The sequence below is a fragment of the Sinomicrobium sp. genome, assembly GCA_029266035.1.
GTDB lineage: Bacteria > Bacteroidota > Bacteroidia > Flavobacteriales > Flavobacteriaceae > Sinomicrobium.
The window spans coordinates 335110-353299 of sequence record JAJUFH010000001.1; the positions used below are offsets into that span (position 1 = coordinate 335110).

The 18190-nt window shown below is 42.3% G+C and carries 14 protein-coding genes; 3 read left to right on the top strand and 11 right to left on the bottom strand.

Annotation, left to right across the window (positions count from 1 at the left end):
* Positions 1–14: 14 nt before the first annotated feature.
* Positions 15–518: a DUF456 domain-containing protein gene (locus ACYZZR_RS01365; protein WP_461532191.1), complete on the top strand. Its 504-nt coding sequence runs from the start codon at positions 15–17 to the stop codon at positions 516–518.
* 274 nt (positions 519–792) lie between these two features.
* Here the strand turns inward: ACYZZR_RS01365 and ACYZZR_RS01370 are convergent, their stop codons facing one another.
* The 9 genes from ACYZZR_RS01370 to pafA all read right to left on the bottom strand — a co-directional run bounded on the left by ACYZZR_RS01370 (position 793) and on the right by pafA (position 13819).
* Complete coding sequence (locus ACYZZR_RS01370; RefSeq protein ID WP_461532192.1) at positions 793–1296, bottom strand: hypothetical protein; 504 nt, start codon at positions 1294–1296, stop codon at positions 793–795.
* A 79-nt stretch (positions 1297–1375) separates the two neighbouring features.
* Positions 1376–2986: a SusD/RagB family nutrient-binding outer membrane lipoprotein gene (locus ACYZZR_RS01375; protein WP_461532193.1), complete on the bottom strand. Its 1611-nt coding sequence runs from the start codon at positions 2984–2986 to the stop codon at positions 1376–1378.
* A gap of 22 nt (positions 2987–3008) precedes the next feature.
* Positions 3009–6425 (bottom strand): SusC/RagA family TonB-linked outer membrane protein, encoded by a 3417-nt coding sequence (locus tag ACYZZR_RS01380; RefSeq protein ID WP_461532194.1) that lies wholly within the window; start codon positions 6423–6425, stop codon positions 3009–3011.
* 235 nt (positions 6426–6660) lie between these two features.
* Positions 6661–7848, bottom strand: coding sequence for a FecR family protein (locus tag ACYZZR_RS01385; RefSeq protein ID WP_461532195.1), 1188 nt, complete (start codon positions 7846–7848; stop codon positions 6661–6663).
* Between the two features lie 239 nt (positions 7849–8087).
* Positions 8088–8648 (bottom strand): RNA polymerase sigma factor, encoded by a 561-nt coding sequence (locus ACYZZR_RS01390; protein ID WP_461532196.1) that lies wholly within the window; start codon positions 8646–8648, stop codon positions 8088–8090.
* A 368-nt stretch (positions 8649–9016) separates the two neighbouring features.
* Positions 9017–10321, bottom strand: a complete 1305-nt coding sequence (gene der, locus ACYZZR_RS01395; protein WP_461532197.1) for a ribosome biogenesis GTPase Der — start codon at positions 10319–10321, stop codon at positions 9017–9019.
* A gap of 60 nt (positions 10322–10381) precedes the next feature.
* Entirely contained in the window at positions 10382–11269 is an 888-nt protein-coding gene (gene era / locus ACYZZR_RS01400; protein ID WP_461532198.1) for a GTPase Era, read from the bottom strand.
* An 87-nt stretch (positions 11270–11356) separates the two neighbouring features.
* The gene (locus ACYZZR_RS01405) at positions 11357–12148 is read right to left on the bottom strand and encodes a membrane metalloprotease (RefSeq protein WP_461532199.1); all 792 of its coding nucleotides are present in this window, start codon (positions 12146–12148) and stop codon (positions 11357–11359) included.
* Positions 12149–12169: 21 nt separating this feature from the next.
* Complete coding sequence (pafA, locus tag ACYZZR_RS01410) at positions 12170–13819, bottom strand: alkaline phosphatase PafA (RefSeq protein ID WP_461532200.1); 1650 nt, start codon at positions 13817–13819, stop codon at positions 12170–12172.
* A 250-nt stretch (positions 13820–14069) separates the two neighbouring features.
* On the opposite strand from pafA, the gene ACYZZR_RS01415 reads away from it, so the two are divergent.
* Positions 14070–14810 carry an MlaE family ABC transporter permease gene (locus tag ACYZZR_RS01415; protein ID WP_461532201.1) on the top strand — a complete coding sequence of 247 codons (741 nt, stop codon included), beginning with the start codon at positions 14070–14072 and terminating at the stop codon, positions 14808–14810.
* Entirely contained in the window at positions 14807–15574 is a 768-nt protein-coding gene (locus tag ACYZZR_RS01420) for an ABC transporter ATP-binding protein (RefSeq protein WP_461532202.1), read from the top strand. The genes ACYZZR_RS01415 and ACYZZR_RS01420 overlap by 4 nt, the downstream gene beginning before the upstream one ends.
* 15 nt (positions 15575–15589) lie before the next feature.
* On the opposite strand, the gene ACYZZR_RS01425 is transcribed toward ACYZZR_RS01420, so the two are convergent.
* Together ACYZZR_RS01425 and ACYZZR_RS01430 are read right to left on the bottom strand one after the other, a co-directional pair.
* On the bottom strand, positions 15590–17059 hold the full coding sequence (locus ACYZZR_RS01425; RefSeq protein ID WP_461532203.1) for a TIGR00341 family protein: 1470 nt from the start codon (positions 17057–17059) through the stop codon (positions 15590–15592).
* 6 nt (positions 17060–17065) lie between these two features.
* Positions 17066–18151 (bottom strand): mannose-1-phosphate guanylyltransferase, encoded by a 1086-nt coding sequence (locus tag ACYZZR_RS01430; RefSeq protein ID WP_461532204.1) that lies wholly within the window; start codon positions 18149–18151, stop codon positions 17066–17068.
* Positions 18152–18190 lie beyond the last annotated feature (39 nt).

Below are 18190 nucleotides of genomic sequence, written 5' to 3' on the forward strand. Positions count from 1 at the left end.
ATATTGCGACAACTATGGATATAGCTTTAACTGTTATAGGTTTTTTGTGTATGATCATCGGAATACTCGGAAGTGTTTTACCTGTATTGCCGGGTCCGCCTATAAGTTGGGTGGGCTTACTGCTGCTCCATTTTACCGAAGGAGTTACTCTGAGCTGGTGGTTTCTCGCCCTCACTTTTGTCGTAGCCGTAGGTATCACGATACTAGATTACGTAATTCCAGCTATGGGCACCAAAAAATTTGGTGGAAGCAAGGCTGGAATGTGGGGTACTACCATCGGGCTAGTGGTCGGTATTATCGCACCTATTCCCCTCGGCATTCTCATCGGTCCCTTTGTAGGTGCGCTGATAGGCGAACTCATCAACAAAGCAGACGGCAAAACTGCCTTGAAAGCAGCTTTTGGCTCATTTCTGGGTTTCCTTTCAGGTACTTTTATGAAATTGGTGGTCACCGTAATATTTTTGGTGCTCTATATTGCCAAGGTGTGGAATTTCAGAACAGAGTTGTTCTCTTCCTAAAGCCAGAGGTTGAAAACACCTTTTACAACCTCTTTGTAAACTTTAACTTTAAAAATACAGACAGTGTAGTCAAGGCATTAAACTCTCCAATTGTCACATTATACCTCAGCTTAATCGCTTTGATTTTTCGGGATAAGCCACAAAAATTATTCGAAAAGAGAAAGGAAAACCATTCTCCGGACGCCGATATCTATCGAACCTCCCTTATGACATTCAGATATCAGCTCAAGTTCCGGAGGGCTTACTTTTTCAAACTACACGCTTCGTCTACAGTCTAATAAAAGGATATACTAAACTCCATGGCCTGATTTGGAAAATAATCTTTTAAACGACTGGTAGCGGTTCCTCCTTCGTTTTCGTTGTCACTGTTATATGCCGGGGAACGTCCGTCGTACTCCACACCATCTTCAGTTGTTACGGTTCCTACAAACGAAATCACGGATTCCGAATCAAGGCTTTCCGGGTTAATCTCCAAGGCAGATAACACCTCGGCTATAGGCAACTCTATAGCGGTAGGAAAGGAAGTTACCTCCGCAACAACGGCAATGCTACCATCGTACTCTGCCGTAAGAACGAAACTTACAGCATTGTCGTTGGGATCCCACAATGTTCCCGTAAGCGCTTCTGAATCCAATTCTAAAAGGTTAAAACTGGTTTCTGGCATAGTTTCGAAGGAGATAAACCCTCCGTGATCGGTGATATCCTGCAAGGTATTATAATCCTTAGAACACCCGAAGAACAGCAATATACCCAGTAAAAATCTAATACTCTGTTTCATACTATATTTTTTTTCAACATTGTCAAAATACGAGAATACCTCTTGTTTGATGTTTATCATTTTGCTCATCTGATGGTGATTATTTAATAAAACCATCCGGATTCGTATCCCAAAACACTTTTTCAAAATTTCTCTTTTGTGTGATGGAAGCATTTCGCTGTGTCTCTAATTCTGAGTACGGAAAACTCCTTGGGAATGTAGGGTCGTCATCGTCTATAGGTACTTGTATATCCGACGGATACCCAGTTCTACGATACGCATTATAGGCTTCGAGAGAATTACCGTAACCGGCAAGATAATACTCCTTGATAACCACATCCAGCTTTTCTTCGTTTGTGGCAGCTGCATTGAACCTATCCATCACATCGGCCACATAGGTATCTACCTCTGCACTTCCCGGAACGTAGGGCGACGTTATATTACCGAAATTTATCACTTTGTGCATAGATGCTCTTACCCCCTCTTCCAACAGTGTTGCCGGGTCACCATCTGAGCCCACAGTAAGAGCTGCCTCGGCCTGAAGAAACTTCATAAACGATGTTGTTATAAGAGGCAAAATACCCGCCCCTCCTAAATTATTAGTACTGCTCGGAGCATCGACAAATTGATCTTCATCAAATGCGCCCCCACCGGGATAAACTCCGTATACAGACCTCAACAAATTATCTCCCCGTCCGGTGCGATCTTCTCCGTGGTCGTAGCCCCAATAATGATCGCCGAGATAGCAATAATCTACGCTGGGATCACCCTGACAAGGCAAATATGGAGGACCGCTAAAAGGGTCTACATCAGACTGGCGATAGATATAATAACGAATTCTAGGATCTCTTACACTTTTGTCGTTGAGGAGTAAATTCATAAAATAATTACCCATATATTCTCCAAAACCACTGACATATCCTCTTGTAAAATAGGGATGTCTACTTTCGGGTTGCGCCACAGTGCTATAGGTATACTGAAAATCCTCTGCCTCGGTATCTATAAGATCTTTGGCCAAGAGTGCGTTGATTTCTCCTTTTAAATCAGCAACTCCTATATCGGCACTTGCCAGTCGTGTCTGCACCAGAATGCGCAATTTCAAGGAATTGGCAAAGGCTATCCACTTTTCCTTGTCTCCCTGATAGAACAAATCGGATGAAAAGTTGAAAGTTGAAGCCTCAATACCTGCGAGTGCCTCATCGATATCCGACAATACCATTTTATACAAATCTGCCCCCTCATCTAATTTAGGGTCGGAATACTCTGCCGTATTAATAGCTTCGGAATAGGGTATTTTACCCACGTAATCTACCATAGTCACCGTAAGATATCCCATTAAAAGCTTACTGATAGCACTGTGAAAAAGCAGAGTGTTATCTTCTTTGGCTTGTTCCTGTATAGTTCTGGCATTGTTAAGAGCTTCATAGTAGGTTTCCCATTCAGCACTATCTGCACCATCGAGAACATCGGTAGAAACTATGGCTCCGTACGGGCTTGTCATACCTTCATAACGCATCACATCATCTGTATTGAGTATCATCCAACCCATAAAATGCTGAAAAAGGTACTGCATCTCGTTTAATAGATACTCCGGATCGGCGCTTTCAGGAGTTAAATAGTTGGGGTTATCCTGAAGGTCGAAGTTTGAGACTTCACACCCCATTAGTAGCAGGGAAGTCAAAACACTTATGCAAAAATGTTTCAGTTTCATATATCTGTTTTTTTAAGGTGTATCAAAATGTTGCTGTTATCCCAAAGGCGATTCTTTTAGTAGAAGGAACAGTACTGTACCCTCTGAATCCATTACTTTCGGGATCGTAGTTTACATAGGTAGGGAAATTCGGAGCCTTATACCACAAGTTTCTTCCTGAAAGGGTGAAATCTATCCTTTTGAAAGGCAGTTTCATCCCATCGGTCTTTTCAAGAGTATATCCTATCGAAATTTCCCGCAACCGAAACAGAGAGGTATCCCAACTCGACAGGTCGTTTGGGTTGTAGTAGTTCGAATAGCCAATCCTCCCGGAGTTCAACTGAATGGTGTTGGGTATTTTATCACCATTGGCATCTAATAAAGGTTCGCCGGAATCGTTATCGGCAAGATAACCTGGTATTACAAATGAACGGTCTCTGTCTTCAGTATCTCTGGTCACCCCTCTTTGTAACATACGGCTCACTACATTAGAGTATATTTCTCCTCCATGGCGGTATTCTACCTGTGCGGAGAAGGTAAAACCTTTGTACGACACATTATTGATGGTAGTCAACTTCCAATCGGGATTGGGATCGCCAATAACCTTATCGGCCAATCCCACATCTGCACTGTTGATTACCTCTCCAACACGTGTACCTCCTCCGTTACCGCTAATCAAAAGATTGCCGTCTTCGTCTCTGAGCGCATAGTCTCCTTTTATCACGCCAAAGGGTTGACCTACTACCGCAAAACGATCTCCTATAACATTGATATCAGCCCCCGTAGATGTGGTCTCGACCACTAGAGATTCATCGGCTGTAAAAATATTTCTCAGGTTCCACCGCAGATTTTTATTTCGGATGACATCTATCCCCAAATCGACTTCAACCCCCTTGTTATCCACTCTACCGAGGTTGATGTATTGTGTGTCATAACCCGAAGATCCCGCCAATGGAGAGTCGACAATCTGATCTTCCGAAATTCTTTTGTAAAGAGAGGTCTCTAAAGTCACTCTGTTTCGGAACAACTTGGCCTCTACCCCTATTTCAAATTCCCGGTGCAATTCCGGTCTTAAATCCGGATTGGCATAACGGGTACTGAAGCGATTGGTCACCGGATAAGAGCCGTCATACGCTGCAAACCGCAGCGGATCTATGATCAAGGTACTTCGCGTTCTATACGCTTCCGGATATCCAGAAGAGGTAGCATAAGCTCCCCGTATCTTCAAATAATTGACCACATCACCCCCGAAATCAAAAGCCGAAGTCGGGATAAAAGAAATTGAAGCACCGGGATAGAACAGCGATTGGTTCTCTTTTTCAACAGTGCTTCCCCAGTCATTCCTTCCAGACAGTGTAGCGTAGAGATAGTCTTTATAAGCAAACTGGAACTGCCCGAACAAGCCGAGCATGTTCTCGTCTGTGGTCGTATAGTCAGATTGCGTAGTACTGTAATTAGAGGGACGGAAAAAATCGTAAACGATTTGACTTGAAGAGGCTGACAAACTCGAGGCGTATCTGGTTATCTTAGAATTGGCACCTACTTGGGCTTCAAGGTTCAAGTCATCGGTTAAATCGTAATTAAAAGAGGCCATCAAAGTTTGGTTTACAACAGTCTCTTCTCTCGATTCCAGGTTCAGATATCCGTATTTGTACACGTCATCGTTATATCCTCCCTTGTTTGAATAATCAAAACTGTTGTAATGTTGGTTGTCTAAACCGACCCTATAGGTCAGATTCAACATATCGTTTACGGCATAATCGGCTGCAAAGGTACCGTACATCCGAGCCACTTTCACTTGAGTTCCACTATTGTGTAGAATCCAAAGAGGGTTGGTGTTGTTCCTGTAGTACACCGATTCTCCGGTCAATGGGTTTTCATAGGGCAATTCAGTAAGGTCTATCCATCTGGGTAAGTGAAATACGGCGTCAAAAATATCAGCTGCATTGACCAAATCTACTTTCCTAGTAGAGTGATTTAACGTTGCGGACAAACTAAACCTATCGCTCAACTGAGCTTTTCCTCCCACACTGACATTAAAACGTTTCAAGTCGTTATTGGCAATAATCCCCGACTCATCGGTATAACCGGCAGACACATTAAAAGCCACTTTTTCCATAGATGTCGCCACAGTGAGTGAATGTGTGGTTCCTATACCTGTCCTAAAAATATTTCTGACATTGTTGGGCTTGGCTTGAATGGGAATGGTGAGACCGTCATACTCGGGAAAGATATCTCCCAACGATGCATAAGGATGTGGTGCAGTACCGATTTCAGAAAAGGCCGGACCAAAATTGGACACCCCCGTAGGTGTAAAGTCTCCTTCTCCTCCATTGGAATACTTGTTTTGAAATTCGGGCATTTGCGATACCGAATTGACGTATAATGTAGACGAATAGGTTGCCGTAGTTTGGGCCTCTCCCACCATGGCCGACCCGCTTTTAGTCTCGACCAAAATCACTCCGTTCCTCCCTTCACTACCGTAGAGTACAGCGGCATTAAACCCCTTTAAAATATTGATACTTTTGATATCGTTGGGATCCAAGTCTCGCAACAAGCCGTTAAAGGGAACGCCATTAACCACAATAAGTGGATTATTGGAACCCGTCAACGAAATATTACCCCTGATGAGTATGGGGGAATCGGAACCTGTTTGTCCACTTGCCGGAGTTATATTTACCCCAGCTACTTTTCCCTGCAGAGTACGGGCCAAATCGGCCTCTGGACGTTTTTCAACTTCTTCGCTCGAAACTTGGGTTATGGCATATCCGAGGGCTTTTTTCGATTTTTTAATCCCCTGTGCAGTGACCACCACTTCTTCTAAAGATTCAGCGCTTTCTTTCAAAGCTATGTTTAGGGTAGTTTGACCGTCTACAACTACTTCTTCTGTTTTATATCCTATATACGAAAAAGTGAGAATATCCGTATCTTGAACCGTTATGCTATACTTACCGTCGAAGTCGGTTATAGTCCCCCTACTACTCCCCTTGACAATAACATTCACTCCGGGCAAGGGGGATCCATCAGGTTCTGATGTTACCGTTCCGCTAAGTTCAAATTGTTGAACTTCCGGCTTAACCACTTGGTCAACATCTTGTTTTTTAACGATGTTTATCCTTTTTCCGGTTAGAATCTCATAAGTCAAATCGCTTGAAGACAGTATTTTACTCAATAAATCTCCGACGTTTATCTTCCCTTTCTTTAGAGATACTTGCGGAAGTTCTTTAATTCTTTCAGTTCGGTAATTGATGAGGTAGTCTGTTTGTCTTTTAATAAGCTTGATTGCTTCTACAGCGGGTATGGTAATATTGTTCTCAACGACGATTTCGGTTTGAGAGAACCCGCTTTTTGAAGTAAAGCCAAAGGCGACCAAACAAAACAGTACAATATAGACCCTCATTAAAAATAGCGTTATCCTTTTCCCCTTGAGGAAAAAGTGGTTGGCATTCCTATTTTCCATAAATTTGTTTTTTCTTCGGTTATTAACTGATGAATACTACAAGGGAATTGTTCAGCGTTGTGGAAGACCGGAACTTTTCCCTTTTTTATTTCTAAAGCTAGGCAAAACCTAAGGCTTGCTATTTTTTTTTCATAGGCAGTTTTTTTTATATTTTATCATCCAAATTTTGCCGTGTCTATCTCGACTAAAGGTCGAATGCTTGTCCTATATCCAACACCCCAACAACAGTGAGTTGTTATTTAATAATCACTTGTTTACCAATTATTTCGTAGGTAATATCCCCAGAAAACATCGGCAACAAATCTTCTATAGGTACACGGCGGCTCAACACGCCCCCAAAACGTATATTCTCCAGCTCCTTATTTTCAATTTTCACCTCTACGTCATACCATCTAGACAACATCTGCATAATCTCTTTCAGGGGTTTGTCTTCATAACCAAAATAGCCCTCTTTCCACGCCATATAGTTGTATACTTCAACTTCTTTTACTTCAATTTCTCGAGTACTATCTACAACAATAGCCTGTTTACCTGGTGTCAGCTCTTTTGTAATACTTCCGTTACTCACCACGACCTCTCCCTTAACCAAAGTACTGACTATCTGGTCGTCCTCCTTGTAGGCAGATACGTTAAACTCTGTACCTAAGACTTCTATTTCCTGATTTCGCGTTTTTACCTTAAAACTGCTTCCCTGGTGTTTTGAAGCGGAGGAAACCTCAAAATAAGCTTCACCATAAAGCAATTCTACTACACGAGGCTGTCCTTTTACAAAAGTATTGGGATACCTGATCTTACTGTCTGAATTAAGCCATATTTTGGTACTGTCTGCCAACTGCAGCAAAAACTCTCCCCCTCGGGGAATGGTCAAATAGTTGTATACAATTGGATTGTTCCCTTTTTTTTCAGGGGTATACACCACAGCTTCTCCATTGCTACTCATATAATCTGATGTATACGCCTCCCCCTCTTTTAAAGCCACTTCGGTACCATCGTCCAGAGTGAGAATGGCTTTACTACCACCCATTTCTATCACGGTTTCTTCAGGGATAATCTCCTTGTCTAAACCACCGTAAAAATAGGCTCCGACAGCAACGGACAATGCAATGCAAGCCGCCGCTCCATAACTCCAATACCTCTTTCTTTTTATACTGGTATCAACTATTGAATTTCGCTGTTTTAAATGGTCCATTTCAACAGTTAATCTCTTCCAATTTGCTGTCTTGTCTACCTGCGGATAACCCTTAGAATATAAAAACTCTTCCTCCCGACGAAAACGATCCCGGTGTTTCTCAGATTCTTCATACCAGCGGTCAAAAGTTTCCTTTTCTTCTGCCGTTAAAATATTCAGCAACTTCTTTATGATATTTATGTATTCCATAATCCCCTTCGTGTAATTCCTTTTGGGCAGAACATCACTCAACATCAATATATCGCTTTTATTTTTAGATGTTTTTGGCGACTCTCTTACACATAAGACAATGTTTTTTGCAAATAGACGTCAAAAAAGAATAATTTTTTTTGTTTTTTTTCAAAATTAAAGATTTCACCTATCCCAATCATCAACAACATACCTCTACATATCAATCATTTACACTGGGGATATCCCTAAATAATTTGGTGGCAATAATTCTAAAAAATTGAGGAGTAAAAAGAGGTCTTATCTTATGGAAAGCTCTTTTTAGACAGTGGCAAAGATTCAGCAATCTTATTTTGAGCTCTTTTCAAGTAAGTCTTTACCGTACTTACAGACACTTCCATTTCTTCGGCAATAGCGCGGTAATTGTAATCGTTGTAAAACCACAACTTAAAAACCTGTTGCATTTGGGCAGGAAAAGTGTTGATCATTTCTGCAACTGCTTGTGAGAAGACTATTTTCTCCATAGCATTCTCATTTCTGATAAGCGGATCGTATTCGTGTAGTACCGCTATGTGAAAATCTATATATTCTAAATCGTCCGTTATTTTAAGGGATTTTAGAATATTTATACACCTGTGTTTTACCATGGTGTACAAATATCCCTTTACAGAAATTCTCACATTCAATTTATCAGCGTTTTGCCAGATATAGATAAAAACTTCCTGAACTACGTCTTCACTTTGCTCCATATTTTTTAGGTAGTGATTGGCGTAGTGCACCAATTCTTCAAAAAACTGATCAAAAAGTTTTTTAAATACTGTTCGGTTTCCCTGCTGTATTTCTGCAAAAATAAATCTTAGCTCCATAACAGTCCACTTGAGGCACCCACTGCTTGGACAACTTCTAAATGCCTGTATAAATTTTACCTGATGTACATTTATATTTTTTACTGCTGTTCAATATTAAAACCTCATCAGAAAACACCTATTCATTGTAGATATTAACTCAGAATACTTTAAAGATAAGTAAAAAACACCAGCTTAATAAAGTGTATCGCGACAAGGCATTTAGGCTTTGGCAATATTGCTTCGACAGATAGCCTCAAATGTACCAAAAAAATACAATACGAATAATGAAATATATCACCAGACTTCGGGACAGTACTAAAAAACGTCAAAAGCCATAATCTATATCCCCCTTAAAGTACCAGAAAAGTTTACCTTAAAATACAAGCCTATTTCTTCCTGAAATAAACCTCTACAGGCACCCCGTTAAAACCGAAGTGCTCCCGGAGTTTGTTTTCTACAAAACGGCGGTACGGATCCTTGATATACTGCGGTAAATTGGCAAAAAAGACAAATTGCGGTGTGGGGGTAGGCAGTTGTGTGCAGAACTTTACCTTGATGTATTTGCCTTTATTTGAGGGCGGCGGTGTCTTTTCGATAATAGGCAGCATCACCTCATTGAGTTTACTGGTTCCCACTCTTTTACTCCTGTTTTGGTATACCTCGACTGCTGTTTCTATCGCCTTATAAATACGCTGTTTGGTCAGGGCCGAAATAAACAGTATAGGCACGTCGGTAAAGGGTTCTATCAGCTTTCGTATTTTTTGTTCAAAGGCCTTGGTAGTATGGGTATCTTTTTCTACCAAGTCCCATTTGTTTACGAGGATAACTATCCCTTTACGGTTTCGCTGAGCCAGCCAGAATATGCTTTGGTCCTGTCCTTCAAAGCCACGGGTAGCATCGATTAACAACAGACAAACATCACTGTGTTCAATTGCGCGTACAGAACGCATCACCGAATAGAACTCCAAGTCTTCTTTCACCTTGGCTTTTCTTCGTATACCGGCCGTATCTACGAGGTTGAATTCGAAACCGAAACGGTTGTATTTTGTATTGTTACTATCGCGTGTAGTTCCGGCAATATCGGTAACAATATAGCGGTTTTCGCCTATAAGCGCATTGATAAAGGACGACTTCCCCGCATTGGGACGCCCCACCACAGCAAACCTCGGCAGTTCATCGTCTACCACTGTTTCATTCTCTGGCAGCCGCTCTACAAGGGCATCGAGAAGTTCGCCCGTACCGCTCCCGTTTATCCCTGAAATCGTATAGTAATCGCCCAGCCCGAGTCCGTAAAACTCCACAGCATCGTTTTCACGAGCACTGTTATCAACTTTGTTTACTGCGAGTAAAACAGGCTTGTCCGTTTGTCGTAACAAGCGGGCTACATCTTCGTCCATTCCGGTAATTCCGGTTTCTACATCCACCACAAAAATAACGACGTCGGCCTCATCGATAGCCAGTTCTACTTGCTTGTCTATCTCCTGTTCAAAAATGTCGTCACTTCCCATCACGTAACCTCCTGTATCTATCAGAGAGAACTCTTTCCCGTTCCAATCAGCTCTGCCGTAATGTCTGTCTCTGGTCACTCCGCTTACCGCATCTACTATGGCTTCTCGACGCTGGATAAGACGATTGAACAGGGTAGACTTGCCTACATTGGGTCTCCCTACGATAGCTACTATATTACTCATGTGAAAATTTTTAACAGTGGCAAAGGTAATACAGAAAGCTGTATACCATATAAAAAAATACTACTTCTGGTCATATCCGAACCTTCGAAGCTGCCGGTTGTTGCTTCTCCAGTCTTTATTCACCTTTACGAAAAGCTCGAGGTGAACTTGTTTATCGAAAAAGGATTCGAGGTCTCGACGAGCTGCGATACCCACTTTTTTTAAGGCAGCTCCTCTATGGCCGATGATGATTCCTTTTTGCGAATCGCGCTCTACCATAATAACCGAGCGTATACGGATAATATCTTCTTCTTCAAGAAATTCTTCTGTTTCTACTTCTACGGAATAAGGAATCTCCTTTTTGTAGTAGAGCAGTATTTTTTCTCGTATAGCCTCGTTGACAAAAAAGCGCTCGGGCTTGTCGGTAATCATGTCTTTGGGATAGAAAGCAGGAGATTCTGGCAATAGTTCGAGTATGCGCTCAAACACTCCTTGCACATTAAAATTCTGCAAGGCCGAGATAGGGTGAATCTCTGCATTGGGAAGTTGTTCTCTCCAAAAAGCCACCTGGGCTTCCAGTTCCTCTTGGGCAGAGGTGTCTATCTTATTGAGCAGTAACAAAACCGGGATATCGGTATCTCTCAATTTATTGAAAAACGCCTCGTCTTTCAGTTGCTTTTCTCCAATCTCCACCATATAAATCAACACATCGGCATCGTCGAAAGCAGAGCGCACAAAGTCCATCATAGATTCCTGCAGTCTATAAGCGGGTTTGATAATTCCGGGGGTGTCGGAAAACACCACCTGAAAATCATCACCGCTCACAATGCCGAATATTCGGTGCCTGGTAGTTTGCGCCTTAGAGGTTATAATCGAGAGTTTCTCCCCGATAAGGGCATTCATCAGTGTAGACTTCCCCACATTGGGATTTCCTATAATATTTACAAAACCGGCTTTGTGTACAGACATACTTATGCTTTATCTAATCAATTTGCAAAAGTACTCATTCACAGCGCAAAAACCGGAGAATGCGCAAAAAAATCGGAAAATAATCCTTTATTTTCCTCCGTTGTACCGGAGATCGGCAAGACAATCAGAACATAGTGAAGGTATGCCTCCCCCCGGTAGTCCTCCTGAAAGGTTCCACCCCGACTCTACCTGATAGTACATCAGGCAATCTCGATCGGTACAGTGATGCCCATTGTTTTCATCCAAGTGATCACCTTGCATATCCGACCCCAAGTTGACCAAGCCCATCAAGTGGCCAAACTCGTGTTGTATCACTGTACCTTCAACAGTTGCCCGATCCAATGCGCTTCGCTTTGTAACCAGCTTTCTTATGGTTTCTGAATAGATTACACAGGAAGTATTCAAATAGGCCGTACCCAGCACCACTCTATCATCTTTGCTCTTATCCGAATCCCTATCTGAAAAAAAGACAAATATGCTAATTTCACCCGTCTTGGTATTGGTATATCGGCTGCGGTATTTTTTTTCCAGTTCGTACACTTGCTCCAAGCTGTAATTTTCGCCTTCAGGAAGACTAATCGGATACTCCTCTACCACCACTCCCTCCGGTTTGTCCAGCCTTTCTTCCAAAAAATCTTTCAACTTATTCACAGCTGTAGCAGTGGGTTCGTAGCCTTGCACATAAACCATTTCCAATACGAGGCGTTTGTAGTTTTCAGAAGAGAGTAGGTCGGTCGCCGACTCGCCGGTTTCCAGTTTGTTTAGTGCACCATCTCTATTTCCTGGTTCAAATCGTTCAGGATTGTCGTCGGGAGCACAGCTCGCTATACTCCCAAAAACAAATCCCGATAAAAGAAAAGCGTATAAAAATCTCTTCACAAGCGTCTTGTATTCCAATTGTTACTCATCTACCCCCAATGCTTGGTACACCGGTGTTCCAGTAGCTCCACTAGGGAAGGCTATACCGAGTAATGCCGATATGGTCGGTGCTGCATCGTTGATATGGGTTTCCTTTACAGTACTCCCTTTCTGTATACCCTTGCCGTAAAAGAGCAAAGGAGTATGTGTGTCGTAATTGTAGGGCGAACCGTGAGTAGATCCTGTTTTGGGATAAGACACTACTGCGGGAGACAGTACCAACAGCACATCTCCTGAGCGCTTCTGGTCGTAACCTCTTTGCAGGAGGGAAGCAAATCGCTCGGTAAATTCTCCTTCTACAAAGGCATAGGCAGGATAAGCCCGTTCTATGTCCTTGTACTGTATCGCTTCTTCAACCAAATCTTGCTGCATCTTTCTGAGATCCAAATTGTGCTCTTTGGCTACCTTGTGATCGATAAATATTTGGTCGTTTGATATATTGGCGATAAGCCCGTCTACACCGTATTTTTCTTTGGTAAATTTTTTAATGTGCACGGTAAAATCCAACTCACTGAAATATCCCCCAGGAACATTGAGAGACTGCAGATATGCAGGCACCTGTACTCCAGCGTGATCGGCTGTCAGGAATACTGTATACTCTCCTTTTCCAATCTTTTCGTCTAAAGCATTGAGCATTCTTTCCAGATCTTGATCCAACCGAAGGTAAGTATCTTGTACCTCCTTGGAATCGACTCCAAAACGATGTCCTACATAATCGGTAGCCGAGAAACTAACCGCTAAAAAGTCGGTAATCTCGTCTTGCCCTAGGTTTTCCCCGTCTATGGCTTCGAGGGCAAAATCGAGTGTTAGACTGTTGCCAAAAGGAACACTTTTGAGGATTTCATATCCTTTGTTGTTTTTCATCAGCTTTTTCAGGTCATGGGGAAAAACCGGAGATTTCTCTCCTTTGAAAGGGGCTTCATAGGGCGTGTCGTCTAGACCGCTTTCTACATAAGAGTTGATGTCGTAAAGGGGAGTCCACGGTTTGATATAACTCTTGGTTTTTCCCGAACGGTTGAATTTATCAACCCATTTCGGCAATTTGTCCATATAATAAGAGCTACTCACCCAGCGTCCTTCTTTTTGATCTCCTACAAACCAATAGGCAGCATTAGCAATATGACCAGCAGGAAGTACAGCCCCGCGATCTTTTAGAGATATTCCAATCACCTTTCCGCGCATTGCAGTGGCCAGTCTCAATTCGTCGGTTATTGTAGTAGTCTTGAGTCGGTGAGGCGACATTCTCCCTGCATCTGAATCTATCCCTATAGGTTGCTGACTCTCATCACCGGCGCAGTACACCATTTTGTCTAGCTCCTTGTCGTACCAATCATTGCTAATAATGCCGTGTACTCCGGGAGTACTTCCCGTATATACTGAAGCATGACCAGGTCCCGTTTTTGTAGGTGCATAGGGATAGTGATTGTTCCTACAGTTAAATCCGTCGTTTACGAGTCTCTTAAATCCGCCATCGCCATACCGATCCCAAAATCGGGTTATATAGTCGTATCTCATTTGGTCGACCACTATTCCCACTACGAGTTTAGGTCTGGAAAACGGCACGTCATCTGACTGGGCTTTCAAGCTGATTACTGTCAGCATACACAGCACTGCAGTAGTGATTTTTTTCATATCGTATAAACTTTAGTGAAGTAAAAGTAAAAAGTTCTGACCAAAATGCCATTTATTACTCGATATTTAACGATATAATACAGTAAGGAAAGGCAAAATGACGATGTGATCAAGTGAAGGACTGTATTTAAGGACACGCCTATGATCGAAAAGCTACCCAGTTGTGGTTCGTTCTCGTTTTATTCGGTAAAATATTGAATTAAAATCTTGAATTGTTATTATTTTTGGCATAGTTACTATCTTTACCCTCATGAAATATATAGAAGCCATTGGCAAGTATTTTTTAATGATTAAGGAGGTATTTAGCAGGCCTACCAAATGGTCGATCATGAAAAATCTCATCCTAAAAGAGATAGACGACCTAGTTTTTGGCTCGCTCGGGATACTGATATTTATATCGTTTTTTGTAGGAGGTGTAGTAGCAATACAAACCGCCTTGAATATGGATTCTCCCTTGCTTCCAAAAAACCTGATTGGATTTGCTACCCGTCAGTCGGTGATCCTCGAATTTGCTCCTACTTTTACCTCTATCATCATGGCCGGTAAGGTGGGGTCTTATATCACATCGAGTATCGGCACAATGAGAGTCACCGAACAGATAGACGCTCTAGAAGTTATGGGGGTCAACGCCCTTAACTATCTGGTGTTTCCAAAAATCATTGCCATGCTGTTTTATCCTTTTGCGATTTCCATCTCCATGTTCCTCGGAATACTGGGCGGCTGGGCCGGCAGTGTATTGGGCGGTTTTACCACCAGCGCCGAGTTTACCGAAGGTTTGCAGATAGGATTTCTGCCCTTTCACGTCTTCTATTCGTTTACCAAGACCTTTATCTTTGCCTTTGTCCTCGCCACCATTCCTTCTTATCACGGATTTTACATGAGGGGTGGCGCATTGGAAGTGGGCAAAGCTAGCACTACCTCGTTTGTATGGACCAGCGTGGTTATCATCATCCTCAATTATATCATCACACAAATGTTACTCGGCAAATGATCGTTGTAGAAGACTTACATAAATCTTTTGATGGCACCCCTATTCTCAAAGGAATATCCACAGTATTTGAAAAGGGAAAGACCAACCTCATCATCGGGCAGAGTGGCTCGGGTAAGACGGTTTTTCTGAAATCACTACTGGGGCTATTTACTCCAGAGCAAGGTGCTATCAGTTACGACGGTGTTTCATATGGGGAGATGGACGACGAACAGCAGAGAAAATTACGTCAGGAAATGGGCATGGTTTTTCAAGGCAGTGCACTGTTCGATTCGATGACTGTAGAGGAAAATGTTATGTTTCCACTAAAAATGTTTACCAATAACTCGAAAAGAGAAATGAGAGATCGTGTAGATGTTGTTTTGAAAAGGGTAAACCTAGTTGATGCGCATAAAAAATTTCCCTCTGAAATTTCGGGAGGTATGCAGAAAAGGGTAGCTATTGCCCGCGCCATTGTCAACAACCCGAAATATCTTTTCTGCGACGAGCCAAACTCAGGACTGGACCCCAGGACCTCTATTGTAATTGACAATCTCGTACAGGAAATCACTCAGGAATACGACATTACCACCGTGATAAACACCCACGATATGAATTCGGTGATGGAGATAGGTCAGAAAATCGTATTCCTCAAAGATGGTTACAAGGCCTGGGAAGGCAGCAATAAAGAAATTTTCCGCACCGACAACGAAGCGGTAACCAATTTTGTCTATTCGTCTGAGCTCTTTAAAAAGGTAAGGCAAATGTATCAGGAGGAGAAGAATTAGCCTGTAGAAAAAAATCTAATTGAGTTCTTTTATTTCCAGTTTGTCGTTAGCTGTTTTCAGTACCAGCCATTTTTTCAGTTTGTCCAATTCTTTTTCTCGCTGTGCCGGGGATATATCTTTCTTCCAACTGACGCTAAAGGCGGGAATAGTGTCTGTTTTGGAAAAATCCGTTCGTATTTCGTTTGAAAAACCAAAAAATTCTACTCCCTCATACAATACTTTTACCTCCTCACTAAGGGTGATAAAATTGATATTATAAGTCAATTTTTGCAAGCGTTCTACTTCAGTTTCGAGCAGGCGTATCTTGGTTTCATTATTGACGAGTTCTCTTTTGCTGGATTCGTACAGTTCTTGTACGTAGTTGTATTTCCGTTCTGAATCACTTTGCCCTCCTTGTACAATATGCAGTTTTGCATCCCTAAGCACGGGATATTCCGATTCTTTCTGGTTCTTCCAAGTGTCGATCACATTTTTCGGAATGACTTCATCACCCATAAAGACCAATTCTATACTGGAATTTCCGTCTTCGTTGTAATTTACCTCCGAAAGGTTTTCTATAAACATCCCCCCTTTTGAAAACTGATACGGAGCCACGACCGTGTGTATGAATTTGCGTGCATCATTCCTAAACCTGGACTCCTTCCACACCTTAAAAAAGGTATATCCCGCAGGAATCATGACGATGATAGCAATAAGAGAAGCTATTCTAGAGATCATTCTCCTCCGAGCCGAATTGACATATCTCACCATCGGAAACCTAAGTATTTTAAGTACCAGAAACGTAGCCAATCCTATAAAAATGGTATTGATAAGAAAGAGATATAGAGCTCCACTGGCATAATCCCAATTGCCTATAGCCAGACCAAAGCCTACGGTACAAAGCGGAGGCATCAGAGCCGTAGCAATAGCCACTCCGAATATCACACTGGCTATAGTTCCCCTTTTCGCCCTTGCAATCACCAATGCAAGTCCGCCAAAAAATGCGATAAGCACATCGCGTATGTCTGGTGCTGTACGAGCCAACAATTCGGAAGATTCGTCCCTAAGGGGGAAAAATCGAAAAAACAAAAAGGCCGTAAGAATGCTGAGCCCCACCATTACCAGAAAGTTCTTTATCGACCTGCGCAAGGTATCTACATCATTGATAGCGATAGACATTCCCATACCTAAGATAGGTCCCATAAGTGGAGATATCAACATCGCTCCGATAACGACTGCGGATGAGTTGGCATTAAGACCGACGGATGCGATAAATATGGAACATATCAGAATCCAAGAATTGTGCCCTTTTATTGGAATATCCTCTTTGATGTGCTGAATGGTCGTTTCCTGATCGGTATTCGACCTGATATCGAGGAGTTCGCCAAAAAACACTTTCAGACTGTCTAAAAGTCCCGAAAAATCCCTTTTTACTTTCTCTTTACTATTCTTAGCTGCGCCGTCATCGGCTTCAGTTTGTCCGGACTGCTTTGGCTGTTCTTCCATCCCTTTCTAGATTAATTCTTCTCCAAACTTCTCTTTTACACTCAAGAGAACTTCTTTGATATCCTGTTCTTTTTGCTTGGGATAGATAAGCAACACTTTCTTTTTTTCTACTATAATAAAATCGTCCAATCCATCTACTACAACCAGTTTTTTTCCGGTTGTGCGTATCATATTATTTTCTGCATTCAGTGTCAATGTACGCGCATTGATTACGGCGTTACCGTCTTCGTCTTTAGGAAGTTTGTCGTAAAGCGACCCCCATGTCCCGAGATCGTTCCAATCGAAGCTTGCTGGCAATACATGTATATGGTTTGACCGCTCCAGAATGGCGTAATCTATTGATATGTTTTCTGCCTTAGCGTAGTTTTTATTGATAAATCTTCGCTCTGCCAGCGTATTGTATCGGGGTATACCCTTGGAAAACAAGGCGTACATGTCTGGCTGAAATTCTTTAAATGCCTGCAATATACTATTTACGCTCCACACAAATATCCCCGCATTCCATAGGTAATTTCCTTCTTTCACAAACCTTCTCGCCACTTCGTACGAGGGTTTTTCCGTAAAATCAGAAACCTTTTTTATCTCTTCGTCTCCCCCCTCGTGTATATCGTACTTTATATAGCCATAGCCCGTATTTGGAAAAGAGGGTTTGATACCCAATGTCATCAGAATATCTCTTTCCTTACAAGCCTCGAAGCATCGCTTTACATCGTCGGCAAAGCGATCTTCCTGTTCAATCCAATGGTCGCTGGGCGCAACCAAAACTACTGCATTAGGGTTTTCTTTCTGTACTTTCATAGAAGCGTAGAGAATGCAGGGAGCGGTATTTCTCATCGCTGGCTCCAACAACAATTGTCCGGGGTTGGCCTTGGGTAATTGATCTAAGACCAAATCCTTATACCGCTCATTTGTAAGTATCAGTATATTCTCCTCAGGAATAATGCGGCTAAGTCTCCTGAAAGTAGTCTGTATCAAGGTCTCTCCCGTTCCCAACATATCGTGGAATTGCTTGGGGAATTCCGTTGTACTCACTGGCCAGAAACGCGAGCCGACACCTCCGGCCATCAATATGGCGTAATAATTCTTACTCAATATCGTCAGTTTTAAATCCCGTCTTCTGTGGTTCTCACT

Excerpts from the sequence above, each read along its gene's own strand:
- ACYZZR_RS01365 (WP_461532191.1), top strand. The coding sequence starts at position 15 with ATGGATATAGCTTTAACTGTTATAGGTTTTTTGTGTATGATCATCGGA.
- ACYZZR_RS01370 (WP_461532192.1), bottom strand. The coding sequence starts at position 1,296 with ATGAAACAGAGTATTAGATTTTTACTGGGTATATTGCTGTTCTTCGGG.
- ACYZZR_RS01375 (WP_461532193.1), bottom strand. The coding sequence starts at position 2,986 with ATGAAACTGAAACATTTTTGCATAAGTGTTTTGACTTCCCTGCTACTA.
- ACYZZR_RS01380 (WP_461532194.1), bottom strand. The coding sequence starts at position 6,425 with ATGGAAAATAGGAATGCCAACCACTTTTTCCTCAAGGGGAAAAGGATA.
- ACYZZR_RS01385 (WP_461532195.1), bottom strand. The coding sequence starts at position 7,848 with ATGTTGAGTGATGTTCTGCCCAAAAGGAATTACACGAAGGGGATTATG.
- ACYZZR_RS01390 (WP_461532196.1), bottom strand. The coding sequence starts at position 8,648 with ATGGAGCTAAGATTTATTTTTGCAGAAATACAGCAGGGAAACCGAACA.
- der (WP_461532197.1), bottom strand. The coding sequence starts at position 10,321 with ATGAGTAATATAGTAGCTATCGTAGGGAGACCCAATGTAGGCAAGTCT.
- era (WP_461532198.1), bottom strand. The coding sequence starts at position 11,269 with ATGTCTGTACACAAAGCCGGTTTTGTAAATATTATAGGAAATCCCAAT.
- pafA (WP_461532200.1), bottom strand. The coding sequence starts at position 13,819 with ATGAAAAAAATCACTACTGCAGTGCTGTGTATGCTGACAGTAATCAGC.
- ACYZZR_RS01415 (WP_461532201.1), top strand. The coding sequence starts at position 14,070 with ATGAAATATATAGAAGCCATTGGCAAGTATTTTTTAATGATTAAGGAG.
- ACYZZR_RS01420 (WP_461532202.1), top strand. The coding sequence starts at position 14,807 with ATGATCGTTGTAGAAGACTTACATAAATCTTTTGATGGCACCCCTATT.
- ACYZZR_RS01425 (WP_461532203.1), bottom strand. The coding sequence starts at position 17,059 with ATGGAAGAACAGCCAAAGCAGTCCGGACAAACTGAAGCCGATGACGGC.